The organism is Rhizobium sp. J15 (assembly GCF_002531825.1).
GTDB lineage: Bacteria > Pseudomonadota > Alphaproteobacteria > Rhizobiales > Rhizobiaceae > Rhizobium.
The window spans coordinates 11839-38034 of the sequence record NZ_NWSX01000036.1; the positions used below are offsets into that span (position 1 = coordinate 11839).

General features: G+C 63.7%; 26 protein-coding genes. 16 read left to right on the top strand and 10 right to left on the bottom strand.

Going from position 1 to position 26196, the window contains the following annotated elements:
- Positions 1–17: 17 nt before the first annotated feature.
- Entirely contained in the window at positions 18–737 is a 720-nt protein-coding gene (locus CO670_RS24250) for a Crp/Fnr family transcriptional regulator (protein WP_097592625.1), read from the bottom strand.
- A gap of 381 nt (positions 738–1118) precedes the next feature.
- Here CO670_RS24250 and CO670_RS24255 point away from each other — a divergent pair, with 381 nt between their 5' ends.
- The 6 genes from CO670_RS24255 (at position 1119) to CO670_RS24280 (ending at position 5866) form a co-directional block, all read left to right on the top strand.
- Positions 1119–1850 carry a Crp/Fnr family transcriptional regulator gene (locus CO670_RS24255; RefSeq protein ID WP_097592565.1) on the top strand — a complete coding sequence of 244 codons (732 nt, stop codon included), beginning with the start codon at positions 1119–1121 and terminating at the stop codon, positions 1848–1850.
- A 350-nt stretch (positions 1851–2200) separates the two neighbouring features.
- Positions 2201–2935 (top strand): GntR family transcriptional regulator, encoded by a 735-nt coding sequence (locus tag CO670_RS24260; protein ID WP_097592566.1) that lies wholly within the window; start codon positions 2201–2203, stop codon positions 2933–2935.
- 21 nt (positions 2936–2956) lie between these two features.
- Positions 2957–3742 (top strand): transporter substrate-binding domain-containing protein, encoded by a 786-nt coding sequence (locus tag CO670_RS24265; RefSeq protein WP_097592567.1) that lies wholly within the window; start codon positions 2957–2959, stop codon positions 3740–3742.
- Positions 3743–3835: 93 nt separating this feature from the next.
- Entirely contained in the window at positions 3836–4507 is a 672-nt protein-coding gene (locus tag CO670_RS24270; protein ID WP_097592568.1) for an amino acid ABC transporter permease, read from the top strand.
- Positions 4504–5163 carry an amino acid ABC transporter permease gene (locus tag CO670_RS24275; protein ID WP_097592570.1) on the top strand — a complete coding sequence of 220 codons (660 nt, stop codon included), beginning with the start codon at positions 4504–4506 and terminating at the stop codon, positions 5161–5163. The genes CO670_RS24270 and CO670_RS24275 overlap by 4 nt, the downstream gene beginning before the upstream one ends.
- On the top strand, positions 5141–5866 hold the full coding sequence (locus CO670_RS24280; protein WP_097592571.1) for an amino acid ABC transporter ATP-binding protein: 726 nt from the start codon (positions 5141–5143) through the stop codon (positions 5864–5866). The genes CO670_RS24275 and CO670_RS24280 overlap by 23 nt, the downstream gene beginning before the upstream one ends.
- A gap of 129 nt (positions 5867–5995) precedes the next feature.
- Here CO670_RS24280 and CO670_RS24285 read toward each other — a convergent pair whose 3' ends face one another.
- Positions 5996–6520, bottom strand: a complete 525-nt coding sequence (locus CO670_RS24285) for a sigma-70 family RNA polymerase sigma factor (protein WP_097592573.1) — start codon at positions 6518–6520, stop codon at positions 5996–5998.
- A 259-nt stretch (positions 6521–6779) separates the two neighbouring features.
- Here CO670_RS24285 and CO670_RS24290 point away from each other — a divergent pair, with 259 nt between their 5' ends.
- Positions 6780–7283, top strand: coding sequence for a ferritin-like domain-containing protein (locus CO670_RS24290; protein ID WP_097592574.1), 504 nt, complete (start codon positions 6780–6782; stop codon positions 7281–7283).
- A gap of 63 nt (positions 7284–7346) precedes the next feature.
- Here the strand turns inward: CO670_RS24290 and CO670_RS24295 are convergent, their stop codons facing one another.
- The 8 genes from CO670_RS24295 to CO670_RS24330 all read right to left on the bottom strand — a co-directional run bounded on the left by CO670_RS24295 (position 7347) and on the right by CO670_RS24330 (position 16900).
- Positions 7347–9065: a glycoside hydrolase family 32 protein gene (locus CO670_RS24295; protein WP_097592626.1), complete on the bottom strand. Its 1719-nt coding sequence runs from the start codon at positions 9063–9065 to the stop codon at positions 7347–7349.
- A 4-nt stretch (positions 9066–9069) separates the two neighbouring features.
- On the bottom strand, positions 9070–9963 hold the full coding sequence (locus CO670_RS24300; RefSeq protein ID WP_097592575.1) for a carbohydrate ABC transporter permease: 894 nt from the start codon (positions 9961–9963) through the stop codon (positions 9070–9072).
- Positions 9956–10894 (bottom strand): sugar ABC transporter permease, encoded by a 939-nt coding sequence (locus CO670_RS24305; protein WP_097592576.1) that lies wholly within the window; start codon positions 10892–10894, stop codon positions 9956–9958. The genes CO670_RS24300 and CO670_RS24305 overlap by 8 nt, the downstream gene beginning before the upstream one ends.
- Positions 10895–10969: 75 nt before the next feature.
- A complete protein-coding gene (locus CO670_RS24310; protein WP_097592578.1) occupies positions 10970–12262 on the bottom strand; it encodes a sugar ABC transporter substrate-binding protein in 1293 nt (430 codons plus the stop codon).
- A 36-nt stretch (positions 12263–12298) separates the two neighbouring features.
- Positions 12299–13303 carry a LacI family DNA-binding transcriptional regulator gene (locus CO670_RS24315; RefSeq protein ID WP_097592579.1) on the bottom strand — a complete coding sequence of 335 codons (1005 nt, stop codon included), beginning with the start codon at positions 13301–13303 and terminating at the stop codon, positions 12299–12301.
- An 84-nt stretch (positions 13304–13387) separates the two neighbouring features.
- The gene (locus tag CO670_RS24320; RefSeq protein ID WP_097592581.1) at positions 13388–15241 is read right to left on the bottom strand and encodes an ABC transporter ATP-binding protein; all 1854 of its coding nucleotides are present in this window, start codon (positions 15239–15241) and stop codon (positions 13388–13390) included.
- A 470-nt stretch (positions 15242–15711) separates the two neighbouring features.
- Complete coding sequence (locus CO670_RS24325; protein WP_097592583.1) at positions 15712–16032, bottom strand: hypothetical protein; 321 nt, start codon at positions 16030–16032, stop codon at positions 15712–15714.
- Positions 16033–16195: 163 nt separating this feature from the next.
- Positions 16196–16900 carry a transcriptional regulator NanR gene (locus CO670_RS24330; protein WP_097592584.1) on the bottom strand — a complete coding sequence of 235 codons (705 nt, stop codon included), beginning with the start codon at positions 16898–16900 and terminating at the stop codon, positions 16196–16198.
- Positions 16901–17079: 179 nt separating this feature from the next.
- Here CO670_RS24330 and oiaX point away from each other — a divergent pair, with 179 nt between their 5' ends.
- The 9 genes from oiaX to CO670_RS24375 all read left to right on the top strand — a co-directional run bounded on the left by oiaX (position 17080) and on the right by CO670_RS24375 (position 26196).
- Positions 17080–18336 carry a 3-oxo-isoapionate-4-phosphate decarboxylase OiaX gene (gene oiaX, locus CO670_RS24335; RefSeq protein WP_097592586.1) on the top strand — a complete coding sequence of 419 codons (1257 nt, stop codon included), beginning with the start codon at positions 17080–17082 and terminating at the stop codon, positions 18334–18336.
- A 5-nt stretch (positions 18337–18341) separates the two neighbouring features.
- Positions 18342–19676, top strand: coding sequence for a four-carbon acid sugar kinase family protein (locus CO670_RS24340; RefSeq protein ID WP_097592627.1), 1335 nt, complete (start codon positions 18342–18344; stop codon positions 19674–19676).
- A gap of 1 nt (position 19677) precedes the next feature.
- Complete coding sequence (locus tag CO670_RS24345; protein WP_097592587.1) at positions 19678–20481, top strand: triose-phosphate isomerase; 804 nt, start codon at positions 19678–19680, stop codon at positions 20479–20481.
- Entirely contained in the window at positions 20478–20924 is a 447-nt protein-coding gene (locus CO670_RS24350) for an RpiB/LacA/LacB family sugar-phosphate isomerase (protein ID WP_097592589.1), read from the top strand. Before CO670_RS24345 ends, CO670_RS24350 begins: the two co-directional genes overlap by 4 nt.
- 78 nt (positions 20925–21002) lie before the next feature.
- Positions 21003–21830 (top strand): phosphogluconate dehydrogenase C-terminal domain-containing protein, encoded by an 828-nt coding sequence (locus CO670_RS24355; RefSeq protein WP_088686082.1) that lies wholly within the window; start codon positions 21003–21005, stop codon positions 21828–21830.
- A gap of 99 nt (positions 21831–21929) precedes the next feature.
- Positions 21930–22871: a D-ribose ABC transporter substrate-binding protein gene (locus CO670_RS24360; RefSeq protein WP_004678737.1), complete on the top strand. Its 942-nt coding sequence runs from the start codon at positions 21930–21932 to the stop codon at positions 22869–22871.
- A 72-nt stretch (positions 22872–22943) separates the two neighbouring features.
- Positions 22944–23588: a DUF2291 domain-containing protein gene (locus CO670_RS24365; RefSeq protein WP_097592590.1), complete on the top strand. Its 645-nt coding sequence runs from the start codon at positions 22944–22946 to the stop codon at positions 23586–23588.
- Positions 23585–25135 carry a sugar ABC transporter ATP-binding protein gene (locus CO670_RS24370; RefSeq protein WP_097592591.1) on the top strand — a complete coding sequence of 517 codons (1551 nt, stop codon included), beginning with the start codon at positions 23585–23587 and terminating at the stop codon, positions 25133–25135. The genes CO670_RS24365 and CO670_RS24370 overlap by 4 nt, the downstream gene beginning before the upstream one ends.
- Complete coding sequence (locus tag CO670_RS24375) at positions 25132–26196, top strand: ABC transporter permease (RefSeq protein ID WP_097592593.1); 1065 nt, start codon at positions 25132–25134, stop codon at positions 26194–26196. The genes CO670_RS24370 and CO670_RS24375 overlap by 4 nt, the downstream gene beginning before the upstream one ends.

Genomic DNA, 26196 nt, shown 5'->3' on the forward strand with positions numbered 1-26196 from the left:
GCACCCGCGACCGCCTGTCAGCGTGCGAGATCCTTGCCGATCAGCCGCCGGTATTCCTCTTCGGCCGCGCCATAGGACCCATGCGCCTCTTCGATCAGTCCCCGCCGGTTGAGGATGACGATCTGCCGCCGCGTCGAGCGGATCAGCCCCTTGCCTTCGAGCAGGTGCAGAGCCACCGTAACGCCGGCGCGGCGCACGCCGAGCATCACCGCCAGAAACTCATGCGTCAGCCAGATGGTCGCGCCATCGGTGCGGTCATGGACCATCAGCAGCCAGCGCGCCAGCCGCTCCTCCAGCTTGGCATGGCCGTTGGCGAGCACCGTAGAGGTCGTCTGCGCGAGCAGCGCCTGGACATAGGCAAGAAGCAGGCTGCGTAAGGGACGGCTTTCCTCCATCGCGGCTGACAGCACCGATGCCGGCAGCTTGAAGCCATGGCCGGAGACCTGCATGAAGGTCCGGTTCGCCGATTGGTCGCCGCCGAGGATGACGGCCGCGCCGGTCATGCCCTCGCGGCCGACGATGCCCACCTCGATATCGCGTCCGCCCGGAAAGCTCGCGACGATCGAGGCAAGCCCCGATTCGAGAATATAGACGTCTTCGACCGGGCTGTTTTCCATTTCGAGGATCAACGGCACCTCGAGATCGACGGGCTCCAGATGCGGCAGTAGAAGTTCGCGCTCCCGCGGCCCCATGGCGCGCAAAAGTTCATTCCGAAAGTTCAATTCTTGATCGTCCATGTCCATCCCGCATCGGTGATGATGCTGCCCTTGCTGCGGGCGAACCTAACCATCTAGAATCATTGAGCAATACATTGTGCAATAGCGTACAGACCGGCGGCGCGGCGCAGGCTCGGCCACCGCCCGCGCCCGTGGTCCGCCCGCGCCTCCGCCGGATGTGCCGACGCCGTTTGCCGTTGCCGCCCGCTTCGCCGCGCCGGCGATCCGAAATCCGGCAAGGCCGGCAAGACGGGCGACGAGATCTTCCGCCGACAACCCCCGCCCGGAGAGGAACCAAAGAGAGTTCCGCGAGTTTCCGCTTAGCGATTGCGGCCGGCAAGCCGGCCGTCGCAATTTGACTGGCGATACTGCCTCAACGGCCCGCGACGACGGAGGGCGAACATGGCAGAAACGACGCAGCCCAAGGAGAACCGCCTGCTCGCCCTCTTGCCGGAGGAGGAGTACGCCGCCATCGTTCCCCATCTCGAACCTTGCGACACCCCGCGCGGCTTTCTCATCGTCGAGGCGGATGCGCCGATCGACTATGTCTACTTCCCGTGCACGGGGATCGGCTCCGTCATCAACGTCTCGCCCGAGGGCAATCGCGTCGAAGCGGGATTGTTCGGCCGCGACGGCTTTGCGCCGACGGCCTCGGCGATCGATGCCGGCGTCAGCGTCTCGGAAGTCACCGTCCAGGTGCCGGGCTTCGCCTACCGGATGCCGCAAGCCAGACTGCCGGATCTGATGCGGACTCAACCGGTTCTTGCCGACCTCTTGCACAAGGGCGTCCATGTCCTGGCGACCCAGGCAGGTTTTACCGCGCTTTCCAATGCCGTCCACGAGATCAACGAGCGCCTGGCGCGCTGGATATTGATGTGCCACGACAGGATCGATGGCGACAAGCTTGCCCTGACGCATGAATTCATCGCCCTGATGCTGGCGGTCCGTCGCCCGAGCGTCACCACGGCCCTGCATGTGCTCGAAGGAAACCATTTCATCCGCTCCCTCCGCGGCATGGTGATCGTCAGGGATCGCGCCGGCCTCGAAGAATTCGCCTCCGACGCCTACGGCAAGGCCGAGGAGGAGTATGAGCGGCTGATCGGGCCCCTGAGAAAATCGAAACGCCAGATCTGAAGGAGAGGAGAGATGGACCACGAAGCAGATCGTCACGCCCTGATGATTTATATCGGAGCCGTCATGCTGGTCGGGCTCGTGATCGTGTTCGGCGTCGCGATGGCGTGAAGCGCGCAAACGGCCGGCCCACGAGCCCTCGAACGGCCCGAAGATGATCCGGGCCGCCCGGATGCGGAACGGCGGCGGCCTGCTTTCAAAAGCCGGCGGATCACTCTTTTCGGTTCCATTTTTCCAGCATCTGCCTTCCCGGCAGACCAGAATTTGAGCATTTTAGAGAATCCTGCACCGGTCCGGCCGGCGATTTCCGGCATGGGGGCACGGGTGGCACGGCCTTTGCTTTTCCTGCTTGTATGCAAGATTTACATACCGAGCAGAACCGGCAGGCGAATATCGAGGAGGCGATTGTCTCCGGCGTGCTTTCCGCCCGCATCCGGCCGGGCACGAGGCTCAGCGAAAACCAGCTCGCAACGCTTTTCGGCGTCTCCCGGACCCTCGTTCGCGAAGCCATGATGCGCCTCGAAACCCGCGGGATCGTCCAGGTCAGCCCCCGGCGCGGCTGGTTCGTCGTCGAGCCCTCGGCCGAGGAGGCGATGACCGTCTATGCCGCCCGGCGTGTCATCGAGTCCGGCCTGTTGCGCGGCATGCGCGGGCTCACCGATGAAGGACGCAAGGTGCTCGCCGCGCATCTCGATGAGGAAAAGGCCGCCATGGCCGCAGGCGACCGGCGGCGCTTGACCTGCCTGATGGGCGATTTTCATATCCGCATCGCCGAGCTGCACGGCAATCCCATTCTCGTCGAGATCATGCGCGACCTGACCGCGCGGACCATTCTCATTTCGATGCTCTACCAATCGGAATTCCATGCGGCCCAGTCGCATCGCGGCCACTGCCGCATCTTCGCGGCCATGGCCAAGGGGGATTTCGTAAGGGCGGCCGAACTCTCCATCGAACATCTGGACGAGGTGGAAACCGGGCTCGACCTGACGGCGCGCGCCGATCCGCTGTCGGATCTGCGCCTCTCCCTGTCGCTGCCTGCCGATACCGCTCCCAAGACATCCCGCCGGTCCGGCGCAAGAAAAACCTGAACTTAAAGGAGAACCAGAAACATGTTTTCAAGACGCCTGTTCCTCGCATTCGCAACGCTCGCCGCCACTGTCGGCTTCGGCTCGGCCTCGCACGCCGATGCGCTCGCTGATATCACCGCGCGCGGCACCATCCGCATCGCCGTTCCGCAGGACTTCCCGCCCTTCGGCAGCGTCGGCACCGACATGGCGCCGATGGGCTATGACATCGACGTCGCCAATCTGATCGCCGAAAAGCTCGGCGTCAAAACCGAACTCGTGCCCGTCACCAGCGCCAACCGCATTCCCTACCTGCAGACCAACAAGGTCGATCTCGTCATTTCGAGCCTCGGCAAGAATGCCGAACGCGAAGCCGTCATCGATTTCTCTTCTGCCTACGCACCCTTCTACAACGGCATCTTCGCGCCGGCCGAACTCGCCGCCGCCAAGGTGGAGGATCTCTCCGGCAAGGTGGTGGGTGTCACCCGCGGCGCCGTCGAGGATCTGGAGCTGACCAAGATCGCCGCCTCCGACGTGACGATCAAGCGCTACGAGGACAACAACGCCACGATCTCGGCCTTCCTCTCCGGCCAGGTCGAAGCGATCGCCACCGGCAACGTCGTTGCGGCCGCGATCCTCGCCAAGAACCCGCCCAAGCGCCCGGAGCTGAAGTTCCTGATCAAGAATTCGCCCTGCTATATCGGCCTCAACAAGAACGAGCCGGCCCTGCTCGAAAAGGTCAATACGATCATCGCCACGGCAAAGAAGGACGGCGCGCTCAACGCCATTTCGCAGAAGTGGCTGAAGACGGACCTGCCCGTCGATCTCTAAAGCCACTCGCCTCCCGTTCGCACGGGAGAAAGTGCGTCATCCCGGTTCTGACGGGATGGCGCCAACCGTCCCTCTGCAAAAGAGAGAACGTCCTTGAGCTATCATTTCGAATTCAGCTGGCTGCTCCAATATTACCCCCAGATCGTCAAGGGCATATTGATCACCCTGCAGCTCATCGCGATCGGCGGCGTGCTCGGCATTTCGCTCGGCATCGTCTGCGCCTGGGTGCGCGCCCTCGGCCCCTTATGGCTGAAGCCTGTCGTCGCCACCTATGTCGAGCTCATCCGCAACACGCCGTTCCTGATCCAGCTCTTCTTCATCTTCTTCGGCCTGCCCTCGCTCGGGCTGCAGCTCGGCGAGCTGACCGCGGCCAATATCGCCATGGTGATCAATCTCGGCGCCTATAGCTGCGAGATCATCCGCGCCGGCATCCAGGCGACGCCGAAGGGACAGTTCGAAGCCGGCGCCAGCCTGGCGATGAGCCCGTTCGAGACCTTCCGCCATGTGGTGCTCGTGCCCTCGCTGCAGCGTATCTGGCCGGCGCTGTCCTCGCAGGTGGTCATCGTCATGCTCGGCTCCTCCGTCGTGTCGCAGATCGCCGCCGAGGACCTGACCTTCGCCGCCAATTTCATCCAGTCGCGGACCTTCCGCGCCTTCGAAGCCTATATGGTCTCGACCGTGATCTATCTGGTGCTGGCAATCCTGCTCCGGCAGGTGCTGGCGATGATCGGCGGGATCGTCTTTCCGAGAAGGCTTGCCCGATGATCGAATTTTCCACCTGGGACATCCTGCGCAATCTGCTGCTGGCGACGCGCTGGACCATTCTTCTCTCGCTCGTTTCCTTCGCCGGCGGCGGCGCGGTCGGGCTTTGCCTTCTGTTCCTGCGCATCAGCAAGCGCAAGGGGCTGCGCGTGCTGGCGAAATATTACATCGAGCTGTTTCAGGGAACGCCGCTGCTGATGCAGCTGTTCATCGCCTTCTTCGGCCTCGGCCTGTTCGGCATCGATGTGCCGGCCTGGCTTGCGGCGGGCCTGGCGCTGATCCTCTGGACCGCCGCCTTTCTCGCCGAGATCTGGCGCGGCTGCGTCGAAGCCGTCGCCAAGGGGCAGTGGGAGGCTTCCGCCAGCCTCGGCATGGGCTGGCTGCAGCAGCTGCGCTACGTCGTGCTGCCGCAGGCCATGCGGATTGCCGTTCCGCCGACGGTCGGCTTTTCCGTCCAGGTCATCAAGGGCACGGCGCTGACCTCGATCATCGGCTTCGTCGAACTTTCCAAGGCCGGAACGATCGTGACCAACGCCACCTTCCAGCCCTTCACCGTCTACGGCCTCGTCGCCCTCCTCTATTTCGCGCTCTGCTGGCCCTTGTCCAAGAGCAGCCAGATCCTCGAAAGGAAGCTCAATGTCGCTCATCGAAATCACTGAGGTCCGCAAGAGCTACGGCGACAACGAAGTGCTGAAGGGCATCAATCTCGATGTCGAGCCCGGCGAGGTGATCGCCATCATCGGCAAGAGCGGATCGGGAAAATCGACGCTGCTGCGCTGCATCAACGGGCTGGAATCGATCACTCAGGGTTCGATCTCGGTGGCCGGAGCCCAGCTCATGGATGACGAGATGCATCTGAAGGCGCTGCGGCAGAAGGTCGGCATGATCTTCCAGCAGTTCAATCTCTTTCCCCACCTCACCGTCGGCGGCAACGTCATGCTGTCGCAGACCGTGGTCAAGAAGACGCCGAAGAGCGAGGCGGAAGCCATGGCCCGGCGCATGCTCGACCGCGTCGGACTCGGCCACAAGTTCGATGCCTATCCGGACGAGCTTTCCGGCGGCCAGCAGCAGCGTGTCGCTATTGCCCGGGCGCTCGCCATGCAGCCGATCGCCCTGCTCTGCGACGAAATCACCTCCGCCCTCGACCCGGAACTGGTGTCGGAAGTGCTCGCCGTCGTGCGCGAGCTCGCCGCCGAAGGCATGACGCTCTTGATGGTGACGCATGAAATGAAATTCGCCCGCGACGTCTGCTCGCGCGTCGTCTTCATGCATATGGGCAAGGTGCACGAGATCGGCCCGCCGGAGGAGGTCTTCGCAAACCCGAAAACGGCCGAGCTGAAGCAGTTTCTCGGGCTGCATTGAAGCTCGGTCTCGGAGCTCAGAGCATGATGCCGAAAAGCGTGAGCGGTTTTCGGACGACATCATGCTCTAACTCTCTAATTTAGAACAGGATGCAGATTTTAGGCCGAACGGGCCTAAAATCATCCTGCTCTAGTCAATGAGCTGGTTTCCGAGCAGGGATTGCAGGCATTCGCGGGCGCGGCTGACGCGGCTTTTCAGCGTGCCGATCCGGCAGCCGCACATTTTGGCGGCATCCTCGTAGCTCGTTCCGGCGGCGACCAGCGTCAGCGCCCGGCGCCTGTCGTCCGACAGAAGCGTCATCGCATGCTGCAGCTCGCGCTCCCGTAGCGCCCATTCCTGTGTCGGGGCGGTGGCGATCTGTTCCATCGCTGCGTCGATGCCGGCCGGCTCGCGCTTCTGGCGGCGGTAATTGGTGCAGAAGGTGTTGCGCAGAATGGTGAAGAGCCAGGATTTGAGAGATGTGCCGGGATGATAGAGATGAAGCGAGTTCAATGCCTTCAGCAAAGTCTCCTGCACGAGATCGTCGATGTCGTCGTCATTGCGCAGGAACCGCCGGGCAAAGGCGCGGAGCGCCGGCGTCAGCTCGACGATTTCGGATTCTATCACGGAGGTTTTTTTGCTGTGTGACGCTGGGCGTACGGAAGACAAGGACATCTTTTCTCTCCTGGGATGAAGAGGAAAGTTCCGTGCATCCTAATCGTTGCGGTACGATATCGGACAAACGCCTCCTTTCGATCGACAGGCCCCCGCGGCGAGCGGGAACAACGGCTTTGCGCAGCGGTTCGGTCGTCGCCGGTCCCGGCGCTGCCGGGCCGGCCTCTACCTTGGCCGGATGCGTCACGCTTCCCTCACGGGAACATCCGGCGAAGGCGAGAGTTTTTTGTCGTCACGACACGCGCCATAGGAGGACTAAATGGCAACCGAGAAGACTTTGAACGACCTCTTTCTCGATACTCTCAAGGACATCTATTACGCCGAAAAGCAGATCCTGAAGGCCCTGCCGAAGATGGCCCGCGCCGCGCAATCGGAAGAGGGCAAGGCCGGCTTTCTGCAGCACCGCGACGAGACCCAGGCTCAGGTCGAGCGCCTCGAACAGGTTTTCGAGATGATCGGCAAGCCGGCGCGCGGCAAGACCTGTGAGGCCATCCAGGGCATCATCGCCGAAGCCGAGGAAATCATGGAGGAGTTCAAGGGCACGGTCGCCCTCGACGCCGGCCTGATTTCATCCGCGCAGGCCGTCGAGCATTACGAGATCGCCCGCTACGGCACGCTGATCGCCTGGGCCAAGCAGCTCGGCCTGAAGGACGCCGTTCCGCTGCTGCAGGCAACGCTCGCCGAAGAAGAAGCAACCGACAAGAAGCTCACGCAGATCGCCGAGTCCTCCGCCAACCTGAAGGGCAAGGGCAAGGCGGCCTGAGCCGCCCACCCCAGCATCGGCCGCCTCGTGGCGGCCGTGCTTTTTTCCTGGGTTCCCTCCAGATCAAAGACCGAGCTGCCAGATTTCGGCGGCGATAATATTTCCCTCCGGCGCAACAAGACGCGCGGCACTGACGCCCTTGAAGCCGGGCAGGCGCTTGGTTCCCGTCCACCGGCCATCGTCGGCAAAGATCTCGATCGAGCCTGCATCGAGGAAGATCCGGATGGTCGACGGGCGCGCGCCGGCGGCGATGTAGCGGGGCGATGGCTTGGTATTCGCCGCCGAGAAGGGAATGCTCAGCCCATCCTCGTTCAGCTGCACCGCGACCGTCGCGGCGCAATGTTCGAGATCGAGGCGGAAAGCGTTGCCGGGCTGGCCGAGGGTAAGCAGGATTTCGACCGAGCCGTTGGCGAGATCGACGATCCGGCCATCGAGAAGGCCTCCGGCATTCAGCCGGCGCTGCCGCAGGCTTTCGACAGCCGAGACCGGCGGCGTGATCAGCGCGCCGTCTTGCAAGGCCAGCCGGCGCGGCAGGGTCATGGCCGTCGGCATGTCGATCTCTCTCGAGATATCCGTCCAGTTCGCGAGCCAGGCAATGCCGATCGGGCCGGTCTCGTCGACGAAGGCCTGGAAGGCGTAGGCGTCGGTGCCGAAATCCAGTTCCTGTTCGAATTCCACCGAGAAGCTGCGGCCATCGAAACGGCCGACGGTCGCAAGCGTCATGTTGCGCCGGCCGGTCGCCGGATCGCGGCTGGTCAGCAGACCGAAGATCAGCGCCCAGCGCGTCGCCGGGTCGTTGGCGGGACCGTCGAGCGGCAGCATGCAGGGGCATTCCGCCGCCGTCATCCCGAAGCGGTTCTCGCGGTGCAGCGTGCCGAGGAAGGTCCATCCCGCCGCCGCGGCCGGATCGTCGGTTTCGTAGAGCAGGATGACGCCGCCCTCGCGGTCGCGCGTGCCGAGCAGCATCTTCCATTTGCCGTCGGGACCCCGGAAGACGTACGGGTCGCGGAAATCGGTCGTGAGGCCGAGACCTTCGGGACGCGCCGGCAGGATCAGATCCGCCGGCTCGACACTGACGAGATCGCGGCTGGTGGCGGTGAACTGAACCTGCTCCTCCGGCTGCCGGTCCTTCATATGCTCGGTGAAGAAAATGCGAAGCCCGGCTTCGTCGCCGGCAAGAGCGATGGCGGAGCCGGAAAATGCCCCGCCCCGCCCGTCGGCCCGGGTGGAGATCTCATCCGAAGGCGGAAGGAAGATCGGGAGATGCGTCCAGCGAAGATAATCGTCCGAGACCGCATGACCCCAATGCATGTTGTTCCACCGCAGGCTATGGGGATAGTGCTGGTAAAAGAGGTGCGGCCTGCCGCCGAACCTTCCGAACCCGTTGGGATCGTTCATCCAGCCGAAGGGCGGGCGGAAATGATAGCCGCCCGGCACTTCGGGGGCGGCATTGGCGGGGCCGACATGCAGCAGCCGGATGCCTTCTTCGAGCACGCGGGGCTCAAGGAAGGCGTAGAGGACCGAGACCTCGGTCGTCGCGGGATCGTAGGAGAAGGCGGTCTCTCCGCCGCGTTCCAGCGTCAGCGGCCGAAACGCAAATTCGTCATGATTTGAGGTTTCGACAGCGCCGGCCGGGTCCCCGTCGACATGCGCCGTCAGCCTTCCCAGTGCGTCGCCGTGCGCGGCCCTGATCCAGGCGTGGATCGTGGCGCCTGCGGGCAGGACGGCGCTGATCGTCTCCAGCCGCATTTCATCGGAGGGAGAAATCGCTTGGCTTGTCATCAATTCAACCTTTCACGGCAGAGCCGATAAAGGAACTCACGAACCAGCGCTGGAAGGCGAGGTAGAGCCCCAGGATCGGGATCATCATCAAGACGGAGGCCGCCATCGCCCGATCCCAGTAGATGCTGTCCTGTCCGAAGAAGGTGGCGATGGCCACCGCGATCGGCCGGGCATAATCGGTCTGCGTGACGAGGATCGGCCAGAGATACTGGTTCCAGGTCTCGATGCCCATGAGGATCGATACGGTGGCAAGGGCCGGCAGGCTGAGCGGCAGGAAGATGGAGCGATAGGCCCGGAAAAACGAGGCGCCGTCGATCTCGGCGGCCTCCAGCAGTTCCTTCGGCAACTGTGCGAAGAACTGGTAGAACAGGAAGATATAGAGCGGGCTCGCGACCCAGGGCACGATTTGCACCGCGAAGGTGTCGGACATGCCCGCCCTGGACACCATGATCACCAGCGGCATGATGATGCTTTCCTGCGGGATCACATAAAGCGCGATCACGATCGACAGGATGACGGCGCGGCCCTTGAGCGAGCCCCAGGCCAGAACGAAGCCGGCCATCGAATTGACGATCAGGCCGGAGCAGACCGTGGCTATCAGGATGATCAGCGAGTTGATGAGGTAGCGCCCGAAGGCGAGCTCGCCGGAGAGATGGCCGACCTCGGCATAGTTGGACAGCGTCGGGTTCGACACCCAGAAGGCCCGGAAGCTGCCCATGTCGGCCAGGATCTGGAACCGGTCGTCCTTGAGGCTGGCGACGACGAGCAGCAGCAACGGAGAGACGATCACCAATGCGATGATGAAGATGCAGACGGTCTGGACGGTGCGCAGAACCCTGGTGGCGGAACGCGGCCGCGCGGCGCGGGCCTGCGGGATCGAGAGAGCGATATCAGACATCGAAGCGCCTCAGGAGCTGGCGCTGGATCAGCGCGATGACGAGAACGATCACGAACAGGATGACCGAGACGGCGGAGGCATAGCCCATCTTCTGCTCTTCGAAGCCGGCGCGGACCATGTAATGCACGACGGTTTCGGTGCTGCTCTTCGGCCCGCCCTGCGTGAGAATGGCGACCTGGGTATAGAGCTTGAAGGCCTGGATGGTGGTGATGACGAGCACGAAGACATGGGTCGGCCTGAGGCCGGGCATGGTCACGTGCCAGAAGCGGCGGAAGGCATTGGCGCCGTCGATCTTGGCGGCATCGTAGAGCTCGTCGGGAATGCCCTGAAGGCCGGCGAGATAGACGATCATCTGGAAACCGTAGGCCTGCCAGGCCGAGAGCAGCACGAGCGAGAACATCGCCCATTGCGGATCGCCGAGCCAATCGATCGGCTGGATCGCCCCGCCGGAGAGGAAGCCGAGGATCTGGTTGAACGGCCCGGTGGGATACTGGAACAGCGTGCCCCAGATGACGCAGACCACGACCATGGAGGTGATCGCCGGCAGGAAGAACATGCCGCGCAGCAGATTGCGCAACGGCAGCTTCTGATGAAGCAGCAGAGCCGTCGCGAAAGCGAGGCCGCACTGCGCCGGTATGATCCAGAAGGTGAAGCGCGAGACGTTCCAAAGGGCGGTCCAGAACAGATCGTCCTGGAAGATGCGGATGAAATTGTTGAACCAGACGAAGCGGACGGGCGTCGGCCGCGGCACCAGGGGCTGGTTGGTCATCGCCGTCCAGAAGGACAGGAGGAACGGCAGGATCAGGAAGAGGGTCAGCAGGATGACGGCGGGTGCCAGCATGGCCGCTTCCTGCATCAGCCGTCCCTTGTCATGTCGGCGTGCCGGAGCCTTTCGGACGAGTGGTGACGATGTCGCTTGTTGCATGGCCATGTGGTTCCTCCTCTCCAGCCGGGACGCCGGTCTCGCCCTGCAGTGCCCGGCGGGGACATTGCAGGGCGATCACGCCTATTGCTCTTCGCCGAACGGCGGGTAGCCGTCATTGTCCTCGATATCCTGGTCGATCTTCTCGGCGGCCGATGTCAGCGCCTCCTTCGGATCGCCGCCATTGAACACTTCGTCGACGGCCTGCATGAAGGCGGCGGTGATGGTGGGATAGGCCGGGTGCGGCGGGCGGGCGACGGCCGTCTTCGACGCCTGTTCGAAGGCGATCGCCATCGGGCCGCCGGGAGCATAGAGCGGAGATTCGGCGGCGAAGCTCTTCAGGCCGGGATAGCCGGACTGGCTTGCTACGAAGGCCCTGTATTCCTTGTCCTTCAGCAGGAAGCTGATGAACTTGCCAGCGATATCGGGATGGGCCGACGTCTTGGTGACCGCCCAGATCCAGGTGCCGTCAGGGCTCGCGCCCTTGGCGCCGAACTTCGGCAGCGGCAGCACGACGATATTGTCTTTCATGGTCGCGGCGGCCTCGGCATAGACCCAGTGTCCGCCGAGTGCGAGGGCCGCCGGATTGCCTTCGGCGAAGAACTGATTGGTTCCGGCCGACTGCGGCACGACCCAGCCGTTCTTGACCCATTTCTGCATCATGGCAAGCGCATCGACGCAGGCGTCGCTGTCCAGCGTGCCCTCGGATTTCCAGGCCTTGCGGTCGATGAGATCACAGCCGGCCGATTGCAGGATCGGGCCATAGGCATAGGTGATCCATTCGGTCTTGATGCCGTAGCCGCGGAAGGTGTCGATCGGCCATTTCACGCCGTCGAGCTTGGAAAGCTTCTCCAGATAGGTTTCGAATTCCTCCCGCGTCCAGGCGTCGTCGACGGATTTCGGGATGCGGGCGCCGATCGCTTCGAGATATTTCTTGTTGCCGTAGAGCACGACCGAGGAGTCGGTGAGGCCGATCGCATAGAGGTCCTTGTCGATCGGGTATGTGCCCTGGGCGATGTTGGACTCCGTCATGTCTTCGACGACATCCTTGTCGATCAGCGGCTTGATCGGCTGAAGATAGCCCGACCAGACGTAATTGGCGAGGAACGGCGCATCGAGCTCCATGACGTCGGGCAGCTGCTTGGCCATGACGGCGGCGCTGAACTTCTCGTTATAGGCATCGTGCGGCGCATAGATGAACTGCACGTCGACATCGGGATTGGCGGCCTCGAAGCGTTCGGCGACCTTGCCATAGGCGGCGACGAAACCCGGGTCGCCCTGATGCATGACCTGGATGACGGTTTTCTCGGCTGCCTGCGCCCATGGCGCAAGGAGCGCTGAGGACAGGGCCAGAGTCCAAAGTAAACGTTTACCCATTAGAATTCCTCCTCCATTGAATGGGCCTGTTTCAATTTATACGGATGCCCGCTCCACCAGCTGGAACGGCAGTTTCTGCACCCCGACCGGGACCCGGTCTTCGGCAAGCAGGATTTGCGCGGCCTGACGGCCCATGGCGCGATGAGGAAGCGCCATGGTGGTCAGCGGCGGGTCGAGGCGCGAGGCGATCTCGACCTGGTTGTCGAAGCTCGCGACGGCGACGTCATCGGGAATGGCGGCACCCGCCCGGCGCAGCGCGGCATAGACTTCCATGGCCACGCGGTCATTGCCGCACAGGATGGCATCGGGGCGCTGGGGCCCGTTCATCAGTTCATGGACATGCTCGGCGACGAGGCTGTGCGCCCGGTCGCTGTAGATCGCCTTGCTGACGGCGGGCAGCACGATAGCGCCGGCTCCATCGATGCCGGCATGATCGAGCGCCTGGCGGAAACCGAGTTCACGCAGTTCGCCGGCGAGCAGCCCGGGCAGGTTGATGAAGGCGATGTTGCGCCGGCCGGCATCGATCAGATAGTTGGTGATCTCGAGTGCCGCCCCGGTTTCATCGGGCACCAGCGAGGTCACGCGGTCGTTGGCATCCCGGCAGTTGATCATGACGCCGACCGCATCGGCAAATTCGGGCGGCAGGTCGACGCTCTTGTGATACATGGCGGCATAGGCGATCGCCCGCGGGCGAAAGCGCCGCATCTCGTCGAGGATCGAGGCTATGCTGCGGTGGCCGCCGAGCGTCATGGCGAAGACGGCCATATCGGCGGCGCGCACGGCGCCGTCGAGCCCCCGGATAATCTCGGTGGCGAAAGGCGAGGTGATCAGATCGTCGGCGACGAGGCCGACGAGCGGCATCCAGCCCTGTCGCATGCTGCGCGCGGCGAAGTTGGTGACATAGCCGAGCTCCTCGGCGATCTCCTTGATCCGCTGCCGGGTTTCCTCCGACATGCGCGCCGAGCCGCCATGCAAGGCGCCCGAGACGGTCTTGACGGAAACGCCGGCGCGTGCGGCTATATCGTTGAGCGAGGCGGTCACTGGGTTCGCTTTGGGTTATCGATTACCCATATCGGTACCAATCCCTTTCCGATGAGTCAAGCGGGTGAAAATCCCCTGCCCTGTTTAATCGATTTCCTCGGGAATGAAGCCGCCGGTCTGGCGTTTCCACAGTCGGGCAAACAGTCCGTCCTGCTCGACCAGTTCTTCCGGCCTACCCTCTTCGACGATGCGGCCGTGATCGAGCACGACGATGCGGTCCATCCTGGCGATCGTGGAAAGGCGGTGGGCGATGGCGATCACCGTCTTTCCCTCCATCACGAGGTTCAGCCGGTCCTGAATGGCTGCCTCGGATTCGCTGTCCAAGGCCGAAGTCGCCTCGTCGAGCACCAGGATCGGCGCGTCCTTCAGGAGCACGCGGGCAATCGCGACGCGCTGGCGCTGGCCACCCGAAAGCTTGATGCCGCGATCGCCGACGAAGGCGTCGTAGCCCTTGCGGCCCTCGCTGTCGGCAAGATCGGCGATGAAGGCATCGGCGCTCGCCATCTTCGTCACCCTCTCGATCTCCTCCTGCGTCGCCTCCGGCCGGCCATAGCGGATATTGTCGCCGACCGAACGGTGCAGCAGCGCGACATCCTGGGCGATGACGCCGATCGCGCGGCGCAGGCTTGCCTGGGTGACGGCGCGGATATCCTGCCCGTCGATTACGATCGCGCCGTCCCTGATGTCGTAGAAGCGCAGGAGCAGGTTTGCGAGAGTGGTCTTGCCGGCCCCGGAAAGGCCGACGAGGCCGACCTTCTCGCCGGGCCGCACCGTCAGCGACAGGGCGTCGATCACCGGCTTGCCCGACTTGTAGGCGAAGCGGACATTGTCGAACCGGATCTCGCCCCGCGGCACGGCAAGCTCGGCCGCATCCGGCCGGTCGGTGATCGTCGGCGGCGTCGTCATGACCGGCATGGCGTCCTTGATCGTGCCGATCGCCTGGAAGATCTGCTGGCCCATCTGCAGGAAGACGTAGATCTGCGACGACAGCCGGTGGAGGATGTAGACTGCGCCGACGAATTCGCCGACCGTGAGGAAGCCTTTGACGAGGCCGGAAAAGCCGATCGTCAGCATCGTCAGCCACAGCAGCGTGTTGAAGATGACGACAGTCACTTCCGACGAGCGGTAGATGCGCTGCTCGCTGTGCTGCGTCTGCACGGCCTTGCCGATGATGCGGCGGATGGCGCCCGCTTCGCTGTCTTCGGCGGCAAACTGCTTGATCATCTGCATGTTGGCGTAGAGATCGGTGATCGCGCCGGCGACCAGGCTGCGCTGCTTGGCGGTGCGGCGCGAGCGCTCGATGAAAACAGGCACGATCCTCGCGGTGAATGCGACGTTGAGCGCGATCCAGACGACGACGGGCACGGCAAGCTGCCAGGCGAGCGCGCTGAGCAGGATGACGGAGCCGACCAGCTGCATCAGGAAGCGCGGGATGGACTGGAAGCCGGCGAGGATCTGCTGCTGGACGGCGGAGGAGACCTGCTGCAGCCGCGAGGACACTTGGCCGGCATAGAGATCGTGGAAGAAGGCGAGGTCCTGCCGCTCCACCGCCTTGTGGCCCTGCCACTGGATGGCGGCCGGCATGGCGATGCCAAGCGTATGCGAGTTCAGCGTGTTGAGCGTGAACGAAACGATCGGCATCACCGGAAAGATCAGGAAGCCGAGGACGGCAAGCAGCCGCCATTCCTTCTCCAGGAAGACGGCCGCACCCTGCTGCGTCACGCCGTCGACGATGACCGACAGCCCCCAGACGATCGTCAGGTTGATCACCTCGAACAGCATGGAGCAAAGCGCAAGCGCGATCAGCACGCCGCGGAACATCGAGATGAAATGCAGCAACACCGTCACCGGCCCCTTCGACGGCAGCGGCCGATAGGGAATGTCGAGCGGCCGGATCAGCGTTTCGAAGGGACGATAGATCGCATCTGAGATCGACATGGGCCGCTCGGGGTTCGAATATCGGTGGGAGGGCGAGACGCTTTGAGTCTACGCTGACAGAGATGGGACCATCTTCCGGCTGCAATCTCAACTAGAATTTTTGTGAATGTTTGGAAGCGGGAATATGGAAAAGGGGAAGCGTAACGGGGGATGGCGACGTTGCGGCATATCCCCTTCTACCCATCGGGGAGAAGGTGCCGGCAGGCGGATGAGGGGGCCAGCGGCGATGGGCGCGAGTGCGCTGAGCGCAAATCAAATGCCATGAATGACGTGCCGTGTGGCCCCCTCATCCGACCCTTCGGGCCACCTTCTCCTCGCCGGAGAGAAGAGTGATCAAGACGCACCATCGTGTTCAAAAAGACGCCTGCATGAACGGCGAGACTGCTCGGTAAATATCTTCGACGGGAGGCAGCGGCCGAACAGCAGGCCGAACCCCGCCGAAGCGGGGTTCTTGGGTTGGGGGAAGCCGATCAGTTGTTATGCGCTGCGCAGGCCTCGTCCATCGGCGTGGCGTTGCTCGTGCCGCCCTGGGTCTGGAGGTTGTCGGAATTGTTGACCGGGTTCGGGCACTTGGTCTTATCCATCTTCATCGTGCCGCTGGTGGTGGAATTCGTCATCGTGGAATCCGTTTCCATCGGCTTCTTGGTCTTGGTGTCGGTGGTGGCGCCGCCGCCCTGATCGGCCTGGGTCTTGTCGATCGTGGAGCCGGCCGGCGCCGGATTGGACTGGGCGAAGGCCGATGTGGCCATGCCGAGGGCGAAAAGCGAAGCTGCTACGAGTTTCATACGCATCCTGATGTCCTCCTTGGGGATCGCTGCGTGGTTGACCCTTTCACAACCTCGACGGCAGGCCATTGTTCCGGCGCCGGCGCGAAATGCGTCCGCGTACCGGGAAGCCCGCGTCGTGGCGTTGCGCAGGAGGATGAGCGGGCGCCGCTCTCGGTAAAGCTGGAGGTTACTTCGCGTAAAGCGCGCGGGAGCGTTCGAGATGCTTGAGGAGCGCCGTTTCCGAGCCGTCGACGTCGTTGGCTTCGAGGCGGTCGACGATTTCGTCATGTTCGGCCAGCGTGAACTTTTCCTTGCCGGTCCAGATCAGCATTTCGGTATGATATTCCTTCAGCCAGGCGAGCATCGCCTCGCTGACGGCGACGTAGATCGGGTTGCCGGAGATCTGGGCGATGCGGGTGTGGAATTCCATATCGGCGTTGATGAATTCTTCGGCCCGCCCGAGCGAGGCGCGCTGGCGCTCGATGATATCCCTGAGATCGCCGATATCAGTGGCCGAGGCGCGCTGAGCAGCCTCGCGGGCCATGCCGCGCTCGAAGAAGATGCGGGCGCTCTTCAGATGTTCGAGCGAATCGGCCGATTGCGACAGCATGATCTTGGCGGTGAGATCGACCTGGCGGAAGATCGATTTTGCCGTCAGCCGCAGCACTTTCGCCCGCTCGCCGTGCGAAATGCTGACGAGACCCTTGTTGGCGAGCGATTGCATGGCTTCGCGGATCGCCGGCCGGCCGACGCCGAAGCGCTCCATCAGCACCCGCTCGGACGGCATTTCATCGCCGGGCTGAAGCTCGCCTGAGGTGATCATCCGCTCGAGTCGATCAAACACTTCGTCGGAGAGTTTCCGGCGGACGATTTGTTCGATGGGCTGGGTCATGAGATCTCGCTGGCTCAAAATGCTTCCTCCTAACAGTTTTCCGCGCCGAGAACAAAGCTCGCGGCCGAAAATTTGCGCCGCCGAAGATTCCGCTTTTCATTAGTTGGAATACTCATTATACCAGATCACGAGTTGACGCCATGACAATCTCCATGGCGAGAGGAGCAACCGTCCGTTTCATGATGATAACCCTGACCTACCGCATCGAAACGCCCGGCAGCGTCGAGGCGATGGCGGAGAAGATCGCCAGCGACCAGTCGACCGGAACCTTCGTGCCGGTTCCCGGCGAGACGGAAGAGCTGAAATCGCGCGTCGCCGCGCGGGTGCTGGCGATCCGCCCGCTCGAGGATGCGCGCCATCCGACCTGGCCCGAGGCCGCGCCCGGCACGCTGCTCCATCGCGCCGATGTCGACATCGCCTTCCCGCTGGAGGCGATCGGCACCGATCTTTCGGCGCTGATGACCATCGCGATCGGCGGCGTCTATTCGATCAAGGGCATGACCGGCATCCGCATCGTCGACATGAAGCTGCCCGAAGCTTTCCGGAGCGCCCATCCCGGGCCGCAGTTCGGCATACCGGGCAGCCGCCGCCTCACCGGCGTCGAGGGCCGCCCGATCATCGGCACGATCGTCAAGCCGGCGCTGGGGCTGAGGCCGCACGAGACGGCGGAACTCGTCGGCGAATTGATTGAGTCAGGCGTCGACTTCATCAAGGACGACGAGAAGCTGATGAGCCCGGCCTATTCGCCGCTCAAGGAGCGCGTCGCCGCGATCATGCCGCGCATTCTCGATCACGAGCAGAAGACCGGCAAGAAGGTCATGTATGCCTTCGGCATCTCGCATGCCGATCCCGACGAGATGATGCGCAACCACGATATCGTCGCTGCGGCCGGCGGCAATTGCGCCGTCGTCAATATCAATTCGATCGGCTTCGGCGGCATGAGTTTCCTGCGCAAGCGCTCCAGCCTGGTGCTGCATGCGCATCGCAACGGCTGGGACGTGCTGACCCGCGATCCGGGCGCCGGCATGGACTTCAAGGTCTATCAGCAGTTCTGGCGGCTGCTCGGCGTCGACCAGTTCCAGATCAACGGCATCCGGGTCAAATATTGGGAGCCGGACGAGAGCTTCGTCTCCTCGTTCGAGGCCGTCAGCACGCCGCTCTTCGATGCCGCCGATTGCCCGCTTCCGGTGGCGGGCTCCGGCCAGTGGGGCGGGCAGGCGCCGGAGACCTATCAGCGCACCGGCCGCACCGTCGATCTTCTCTATCTCTGCGGCGGCGGCATCGTCAGCCATCCCGGCGGACCGGCAGCCGGTGTGCGCGCCGTGCAGCAGGCCTGGCAGGCGGCGGTCGCCGGCATACCGCTGGAGGTCTATGCCAAGGATCATCCGGAGCTTGCCGCCTCGATTGCCAAATTCAGCGACGGCAAGGGCGCGTGACGGCGATGGATGGACGTCTCGTCAGCTATTACGGGGATGATTTCACCGGCTCCACCGACGTCATGGAGGCGCTCGCCTCGAACGGCGTCGAGACCGTGCTCTTCCTCGACATCCCCAAGCCGGAGCTGCTTGCCCGCTTCGGCCATTGCCGCGCGATCGGCATTGCCGGAACGAGCCGCAGCGAGACGCCGGCATGGATGGACGAGCATCTTGCGCCGGCCTTCCAATGGCTGAACTCGCTCGACGCCGCCATCTGCCATTACAAGGTCTGCTCGACCTTCGATTCCAGCCCCGGCATCGGCAATATCGGCAAGGCAATCGAAATCGGCCGCAAGGGTTTCGGGCAATCCATCGTGCCTGTCATCGTCGGCGCGCCGCAATTGAAGCGCTATACCGCTTTCGGCAATCTTTTCGCCGCCTATCAGGGCCGCGTCTTCCGCATCGACCGCCATCCGGTGATGAGCCGCCATCCCGTCACGCCGATGGATGAGGCGGATCTTGCGCTGCATCTGTCGAAGCAGACCTCGCTTCCCGTGCTGCTTGCCGATCTCGTCGTAATCACCGCGGCCGATGCCGACCGGCGGATCGACGAGCTGGCGTCCCATCCGGACGGCATTCTGTTGCTCGATGTCGATTCCGAGGCGACGCAGGCGGCAGCCGGCCGGCAGATGCTGCGTGTCGCTGCCCGTTCGGGAGGCTTCGTCGCCGGCTCCTCGGGGGTCGAATACGCCCTGCTCAGCGCCTGGCGGCAGGCCGGCGCGATCGGCGGAGGCAGCGCCGAATTTCCCGATATCGGCCCGGTCGAGCGGCTTGCCGTCGTCTCCGGCAGCGTCTCGCCGACGACCGAGCGCCAGATCCGCACGGCCGTCGAAAACGGTTTCGAAAGCATCGCACTCGATCCGCTTGCGCTGGTCTCGAATGGCGAGGCTGCGGTGGATGCGGCGGTGCAGGCCGGTATCGGCAAGCTGAAGGAAGGCCGGAGCGTCATCCTCTACACGGCGCTCGGCCCATCCGCCGACCTCGGCGCCGATATCGACCGGCTTCCGGGCGCTCGCCACCGGCTGGGCGGCGCCCTCGGCACGATCCTGCGCAGGCTGATCGAGCAGGAAGCACTGCCGCGCGCGGTCGTCGCCGGCGGCGACACGTCGAGCCACGCGCTGCGGCAATTGAAGATCGACGCGCTGACGACGCTGCTGCCGCTGCCCCAGACGCCGGGCTCGCCGCTCTGCCTGGCGCATGGCGACTATGCGCCGACCAACGGCCTGCAGATCGCGCTGAAGGGCGGCCAGGTCGGCACGGACGGCTATTTCGCGCAGATCCGCGACGGGAGGAAAAACTGAGATGGTCGTCTGGGTCGGCACCAGCTTCAAGATGAACAAGACGCTTGAGGAAGCGCTCGCCTTCGCGCGCCGCCTCGCCGATGCGGATCTTGAACGCGATCCCCGCGTGCAGCGCTTCGTCATCCCCTCCTTCACAGCGGTGCGCGAGGTCAAGCGCGTGCTCTCCGAGACCTCGGTGAAGGTCGGCGCCCAGAACATGCATTGGGAGGATGCCGGCGCCTGGACCGGCGAGATTTCGCCGCTGATGCTGAAGGACTGCCGGCTCGATCTCGTCGAGCTCGGCCATTCCGAGCGGCGCGAGCATTTCGGCGAGACCGACGAGACCGTCGGCCTCAAGGTTGCCGCCGCGATCCGCCACGGCCTGACGCCGCTGATCTGCATCGGTGAGACCCTGCAGGAGCGCAACGAGGGCCGGGCCGACGCCGTGCTGCGGCGGCAGGTCGAGGCCGCCCTGCGGGGTGTCGACACCGAGGCCGGCGAGGCTCCGATCCTGCTAGCCTACGAGCCGGTCTGGGCGATCGGCGTCAACGGCATTCCGGCGACGGCCGACTACGCCTCCGAGCGGCACAGAGGGATCGCCGAGGTGGCGAAATCCATTCTCGCCCGCCCGGTGCCTGTTCTCTACGGCGGCAGCGTCAATCCCGGCAATTGCGAGGAACTGATCGGCCAGCCTGATATCGACGGCCTGTTCATCGGCCGCTCCGCCTGGTCCGTCGAAGGCTATCTCGACATTCTCGCCCGCGTCAGCGCGGCGATCGACCGCTCATCTCCACGCCAGACGGCGAGTGAAAGGAAACTGCCATGAAGATCGCAATTGGCGCCGACAGCGCCGGCAAACCGCTCCTGGATGTCATTGCCGCCCATCTCGCCGGCAAGGCGGACGTCGAAGTGCACGATCTCAGCCAGTCCGGCTTTTATGCCGATCTCTCCCAGCGCCTGGCGCAGACGATCGTCGATGGCGAGCATGAGCGCGGCATCCTGTTCTGCGGCACCGGCATCGGCGTGTGCATCTCCGCCAACAAGGTGCCGGGCATTCGCGCCGCGCTCACCCACGACACCTATTCGGCCGAACGCGCGGCGAAATCGAACAACGCCCAGATCATCACCATGGGCGCGCGCGTCATCGGGCCGGAACTGGCGAAATCGATCGTCGACGTCTGGCTTGCCTCCGAATTCGACCCCGATGGCCCGTCGGCCGGCAACGTGCAGGCGATCGACCGGCTCGATGCGGAAAAACATGGGGCCTAAGCGCCTAACTAATGATATGGTGATTGACTCATCATACCAGTATATGATCCTATCCAGAACTGAAAAGGTGAGGAAAACATGACCAAGATTGCTCTCTTCGGCGCCGGCGGCAAAATGGGATACCGGCTTGCCAAAAATCTCAAGGGCTCGCGCTTCGAAGTGCGCCATGTCGAGGTGAGCGATGCCGGCAAGGCCCGCCTGAAGAACGATCTCGGCCTCGATTGCGTGCCTGTCGACGCCGCGCTCGACGGCGCCGACGTCGTCATCCTCGCCGTGCCGGATACGGCGATCGGCAAGGTCGCGGCCGGTATCGTCGACAAGCTCGCGCCCGGCACCATGGTGGTGGCGCTCGATGCCGCCGCGCCCTTCGCCGGCCATCTGCCGAAGCGCGACGACCTCACCTATTTCGTCACCCATCCCTGCCATCCGCCGATCTTCAACGACGAAACGGATATGCAGGCCAAGAAGGATCATTTCGGCGGCCTCTTCGCCAAGCAGCACATCGTCTCGGCGCTGATGCAGGGTCCCGAAAGCGCTTATGCGCTCGGCGAGGAAATCGCCAAGGTCATCTGGGCGCCGGTCATGCGTTCGCACCGGGTGACGGTCGATCAGCTCGCCATGCTCGAACCCGGCCTTTCCGAAACCGTCTGCGCCTCGCTGCTCGTCATCATGCGCCAGGCCATGGACGAATGCGTGGCCCGCGGCGTGCCAGCCGAAGCCGCGCGCGATTTCCTGCTCGGCCACATGAACGTGCTCGGCGCGGTCATCTTCAAGGAGGTCGACGGCGTCTTCTCGGATGCCTGCAACAAGGCGATCGAGTTCGGCATCCCGGCGCTGATGCGCGACGACTGGAAGAAAGTTTTCGAACCGCAGGAGATCGCCGAAAGCATCCGGCGCATCACCTGAACCGGCCCGGGGGAGGCAAGCCCTCCCCCCGCTACCGCTCCGGGGAGACGGAGCAGCGCTCCGGGAGAACGGGGCGTCATTCACAACAGGGAGGAAAGAATGAAACTGACACGCAGACTGACACTTGCAGCCTTCGCCAGCGCGCTGGCGCTCGGCACGGCCATGCCGGCCTTCGCGGCCGATCTCATCGCCATCATCACGCCGGCGCACGACAACCCGTTCTTCAAGGCCGAAGCCGTCGGCGCCGAGGCCAAGGCGAAGGAGCTCGGCTACGAGACGCTCGTCATGACCCATGACGACGACGCCAACAAGCAGTCGGAAATGATCGATACGGCGATCGGGCGCGGCGCCAAGGCGATCATCCTCGACAATGCGGGCGCGGACGCTTCCGTCGCCGCCGTCAAGAAGGCCAAGGATGCCGGCATCCCGTCCTTCCTGATCGACCGCGAAATCAATGCGACCGGCGTCGCCGTCGCCCAGATCGTCTCGAACAACTATCAGGGCGCGCAGCTCGGGGCGCAGGAATTCGTCAAGCTGATGGGCGAGAAGGGCAATTATGTCGAGCTGGTCGGCAAGGAGTCCGATACCAATGCCGGCATCCGCTCGCAGGGTTATCACGACGTCATCGATGATTATCCGGAGCTGAAGTCGGTCGCCAAGCAGTCGGCCAACTGGAGCCAGACGGAAGCCTATTCGAAGATGGAAACCATCCTTCAGGCCAATCCCGATATCAAGGGCGTGATCTCTGGTAACGACACCATGGCCATGGGCGCGATCGCCGCCCTTCAGGCCGCCGGCCGCAAGGACGTGATCGTCGTCGGCTTCGACGGGTCCAACGATGTGCGCGACTCCATCAAGTCGGGCGGCATCAAGGCGACCGTGCTGCAGCCCGCCTATGCGCAGGCGCAGCTCGCGGTGGAGCAGGCCGACGCCTACATCAAGAACAAGACGACGCCGAAGGAAGAGAAGCAGCTGATGGACTGCGTTCTCATCAATGCCGACAATGCCGGCAAGCTCGAAACCTTCGCCCTGACGAACTGATCAGCCCAATTGCGGAGGGTGCAATGTTGCGCCCTCCGCAATGCATTTTGCGAGACGCCGAGGTTCACCCGCATGTTGAGAATGAAGGGCGCATTGCTGGCTGCCGTCGTGGCGGCGGCCCTGCCCGGTTGCAAGATCATCAAGACGCCGACCGCGGAGGAGAAGGCGGCGGCAGCGGCCAAGACCGCTTTCGATCCGAATGCCAAGGTCGAGGCGATCTGGCAGCCTCAGGTCGTGCCCTATTTCGAAAAGCGCGCCGGCGAGCTGAAGGACGTCATGCAGCTCGTTGCGACGAGCCCGGATGCTGCGGGCGAAAAATACGGCAATCCGCGCAAGCAGAGCAGCTCGCCCTGGACCTATGCGGTGAAGATCACCGGCACGGTCGTCGCGGCCGACACCGCCTCGCGCGCGGCGACACTTGATGTCGATGCCGATGGCGACGGAAAGGCCGATGCGAAGGTGCAGATCGGCCCGGCGCTGCGCGGCACAGCACTGCGCGATACGCTCGATTTCGTCAATTTCAACGAGTTCAAGAACCAGATCGAATGGGCGCAGTTCGGCAAGGCGTTCAACGAGAAGGCCAATACCGCCTTCCTCTCCGCCGTCCCGCGCGAGGATCTCACCGGCAAGACGGTGACGGTGATCGGTGCCTTCCCGCTGCCGAGAAGCGGCGAGCTGCCACTCGTCACACCTTCGGAACTGAAGGTGGGATCATGACGGCGACAGACGCACATCAGGACGATATCATCCTCCGTCTCGACGACGTGTCGAAGGTCTATTCCGGCATCGTCGCCGTCAAGCGCGCCAATCTGGAGCTGCGCCGCGGCGCGGTGAATGTTCTGGTCGGCGAAAACGGCGCCGGCAAATCGACGCTGATGAAGATCATCGCCGGCGTCGAGCGCCCGACGCTCGGCCGCATCATCCTGGACGGGAAGCCCGTCTCCTTCGACAGCCCGGCCGACGCGCAGGCGAACGGCATCGGCATGATCTTCCAGGAGCTCAATCTCTTCGCCAACATGTCGGTCGCCGAGAACATCTTCACCCGGCGCGAGATCACCCGCGGCCTGCTCGGCATCGACCACAAGGCGCAAGTCGAAAAGGCCAACGAATTCTTGCGGCGCCTCGATGCCGGCATCGAGGCCGATACGATGGTCGAGGACCTGCCGATCGGCCAGCAGCAACTGGTCGAGATCGCCAAGGCGATGTCGCTTGATGCCCGCATCCTGATCATGGACGAGCCGACCTCGGCGCTGTCGGCGGCCGAGGTCGAGATCCTGTTCAAGGTGATCGCCGAGCTGAAGGCGCAAGGCGTGGCGATCGTCTATATCTCGCACCGGCTGGAGGAGCTGATGCGGATCGGCGATTACATCACCGTGCTGCGCGACGGCCAGATCACCGGCCATGCCATGGTGCGCGACATCGACACGCGCTGGATCGTCCGCTCGATGATCGGCTCGGACGCCAAGGATTTCGCGAAATCCGTCACCCATTCCGTCGGCGAGGAAGTCTTCCGCGCCGAAAACATCAGCCTTCCCCGGCCGACCGGCGGGCTTGCGGTCAACGACGTTTCCCTGTCGGTCAAGGCAGGCGAGATCCTCGGCATCTACGGCCTGATGGGCGCCGGGCGCAGCGAATTCTTCGAATGCGTGATCGGACGCCATACCCATTCGACCGGCAAGATCTTCATCGACGGCAGGCAAGTGCGCGCCCGCGACACCACGCGGCGCATCCGCCGCGGCCTTGCGCTGATCCCGGAGGACCGGCAGCGCGAGGGGCTGGTGCAAGTGCTCTCCATCGCCTCCAACCTGACGCTCGCAAGCCTGTCGCGCTTCACCCGGCTGTTCCATATCGACAGCGGCGCGGAAAAGAATGCCATTCAGGAGGCGATCCGCGATCTCTCCATCAAGGCGCCGAACCCGGATTTCGAGGTCACCTCCATGTCCGGCGGCAACCAGCAGAAGGTCGTCATCGGTAAGGCGCTGATGACCAATCCGAAGGTGCTGCTGATGGACGAGCCGAGCCGCGGCATCGATGTCGGCGCCAAGGCCGACGTCTTCCGCACCATGCGGCGGCTGGCGGCAAACGGGCTCGCCATCCTTTTTTCGACCTCCGACCTCGAAGAGGTCATGGCGTTATCCGACCGCATCGCGGTCTTGAGCAATGGCCAGCTCGTCGCCGTCTTCGATCGGGACGAGGCGACGGAAGACGCCATTATCGCGGCTTCGGCCAAGGGACACGGACATCAAGGGAAACTCGCGTCATGATGGCGGCTACCTCAACCACTCTTGCGCCGAAGGGCGCCAACGGCTCGGCGCTTCTGACGCTGATGAAGCTCAGGACTTTCATCGCGCTTTTCGCCGTCATCATCTTCTTCGCGATCTTCGCGCCGAACTTCACCTCGACGGCGAACATGATCCTGATGTCGAAGCATGTGGCGCTGAACGCCTTCCTCGCCATGGGCATGACCTTCGTCATCATCACCGGCGGCATTGACCTTTCGGTCGGCTCGATCGTCGGGCTCTGCGGCATGGTCGCCGGCGGGCTGATCCTCTACGGCATCGAGCTGCCGATCGGCTACACCATCTATTTCAACCTTTTCGAGATCGTGCTGATCACGCTGTCGATCGGCCTTGCCATCGGCCTGATCAACGGTCTCCTGATCACCAAGCTCAACGTCGCGCCCTTCATCGCCACGCTCGGCACGCTCTATATCGCCCGCGGCCTGGCGCTGCTGTCGTCTGATGGACAGACCTTTCCGAACCTCGTCGGCCGGCCGGAATATGCCACGACCGGCTTCGACTTCTTCGGCGCCGGCCGCATTCTCGGCCTGCCGGTGTCGATCTGGATCCTGATCGTGCTGGCGCTCGCGGCCGCCTATGTCGCGCGTTCGACGCCGATCGGCCGCCACATCTTCGCCGTCGGCGGCAATGAGCGGGCGGCGCGCATGTCCGGCATCCGCGTCGATCTCGTGAAAATCTTCGTCTATATGTTCTCCGGCCTTTGCGCAGCGATCGTCGGCGTCGTCATCTCCTCGGAGCTGATGGCCGCCCATCCGGCGACCGGCGAAAGCTTCGAGCTCAACGCGATCGCCGCAGCGGTGCTCGGCGGCACCTCGATGTCGGGCGGGCGCGGCACGATCGGCGGCACGATCATCGGCGCCTTCGTCATCGGCATCCTTTCCGACGGGCTTGTCATGATGGGCGTTTCCTCCTTCTGGCAGATGGTCATCAAGGGCCTCGTCATCATCATCGCCGTGGTCGTCGACCAGGCGCAGCGCCGCCTGCAGCAGCGCGTCACCCTCATGCAGATGGCAAAGGCAGGTTGA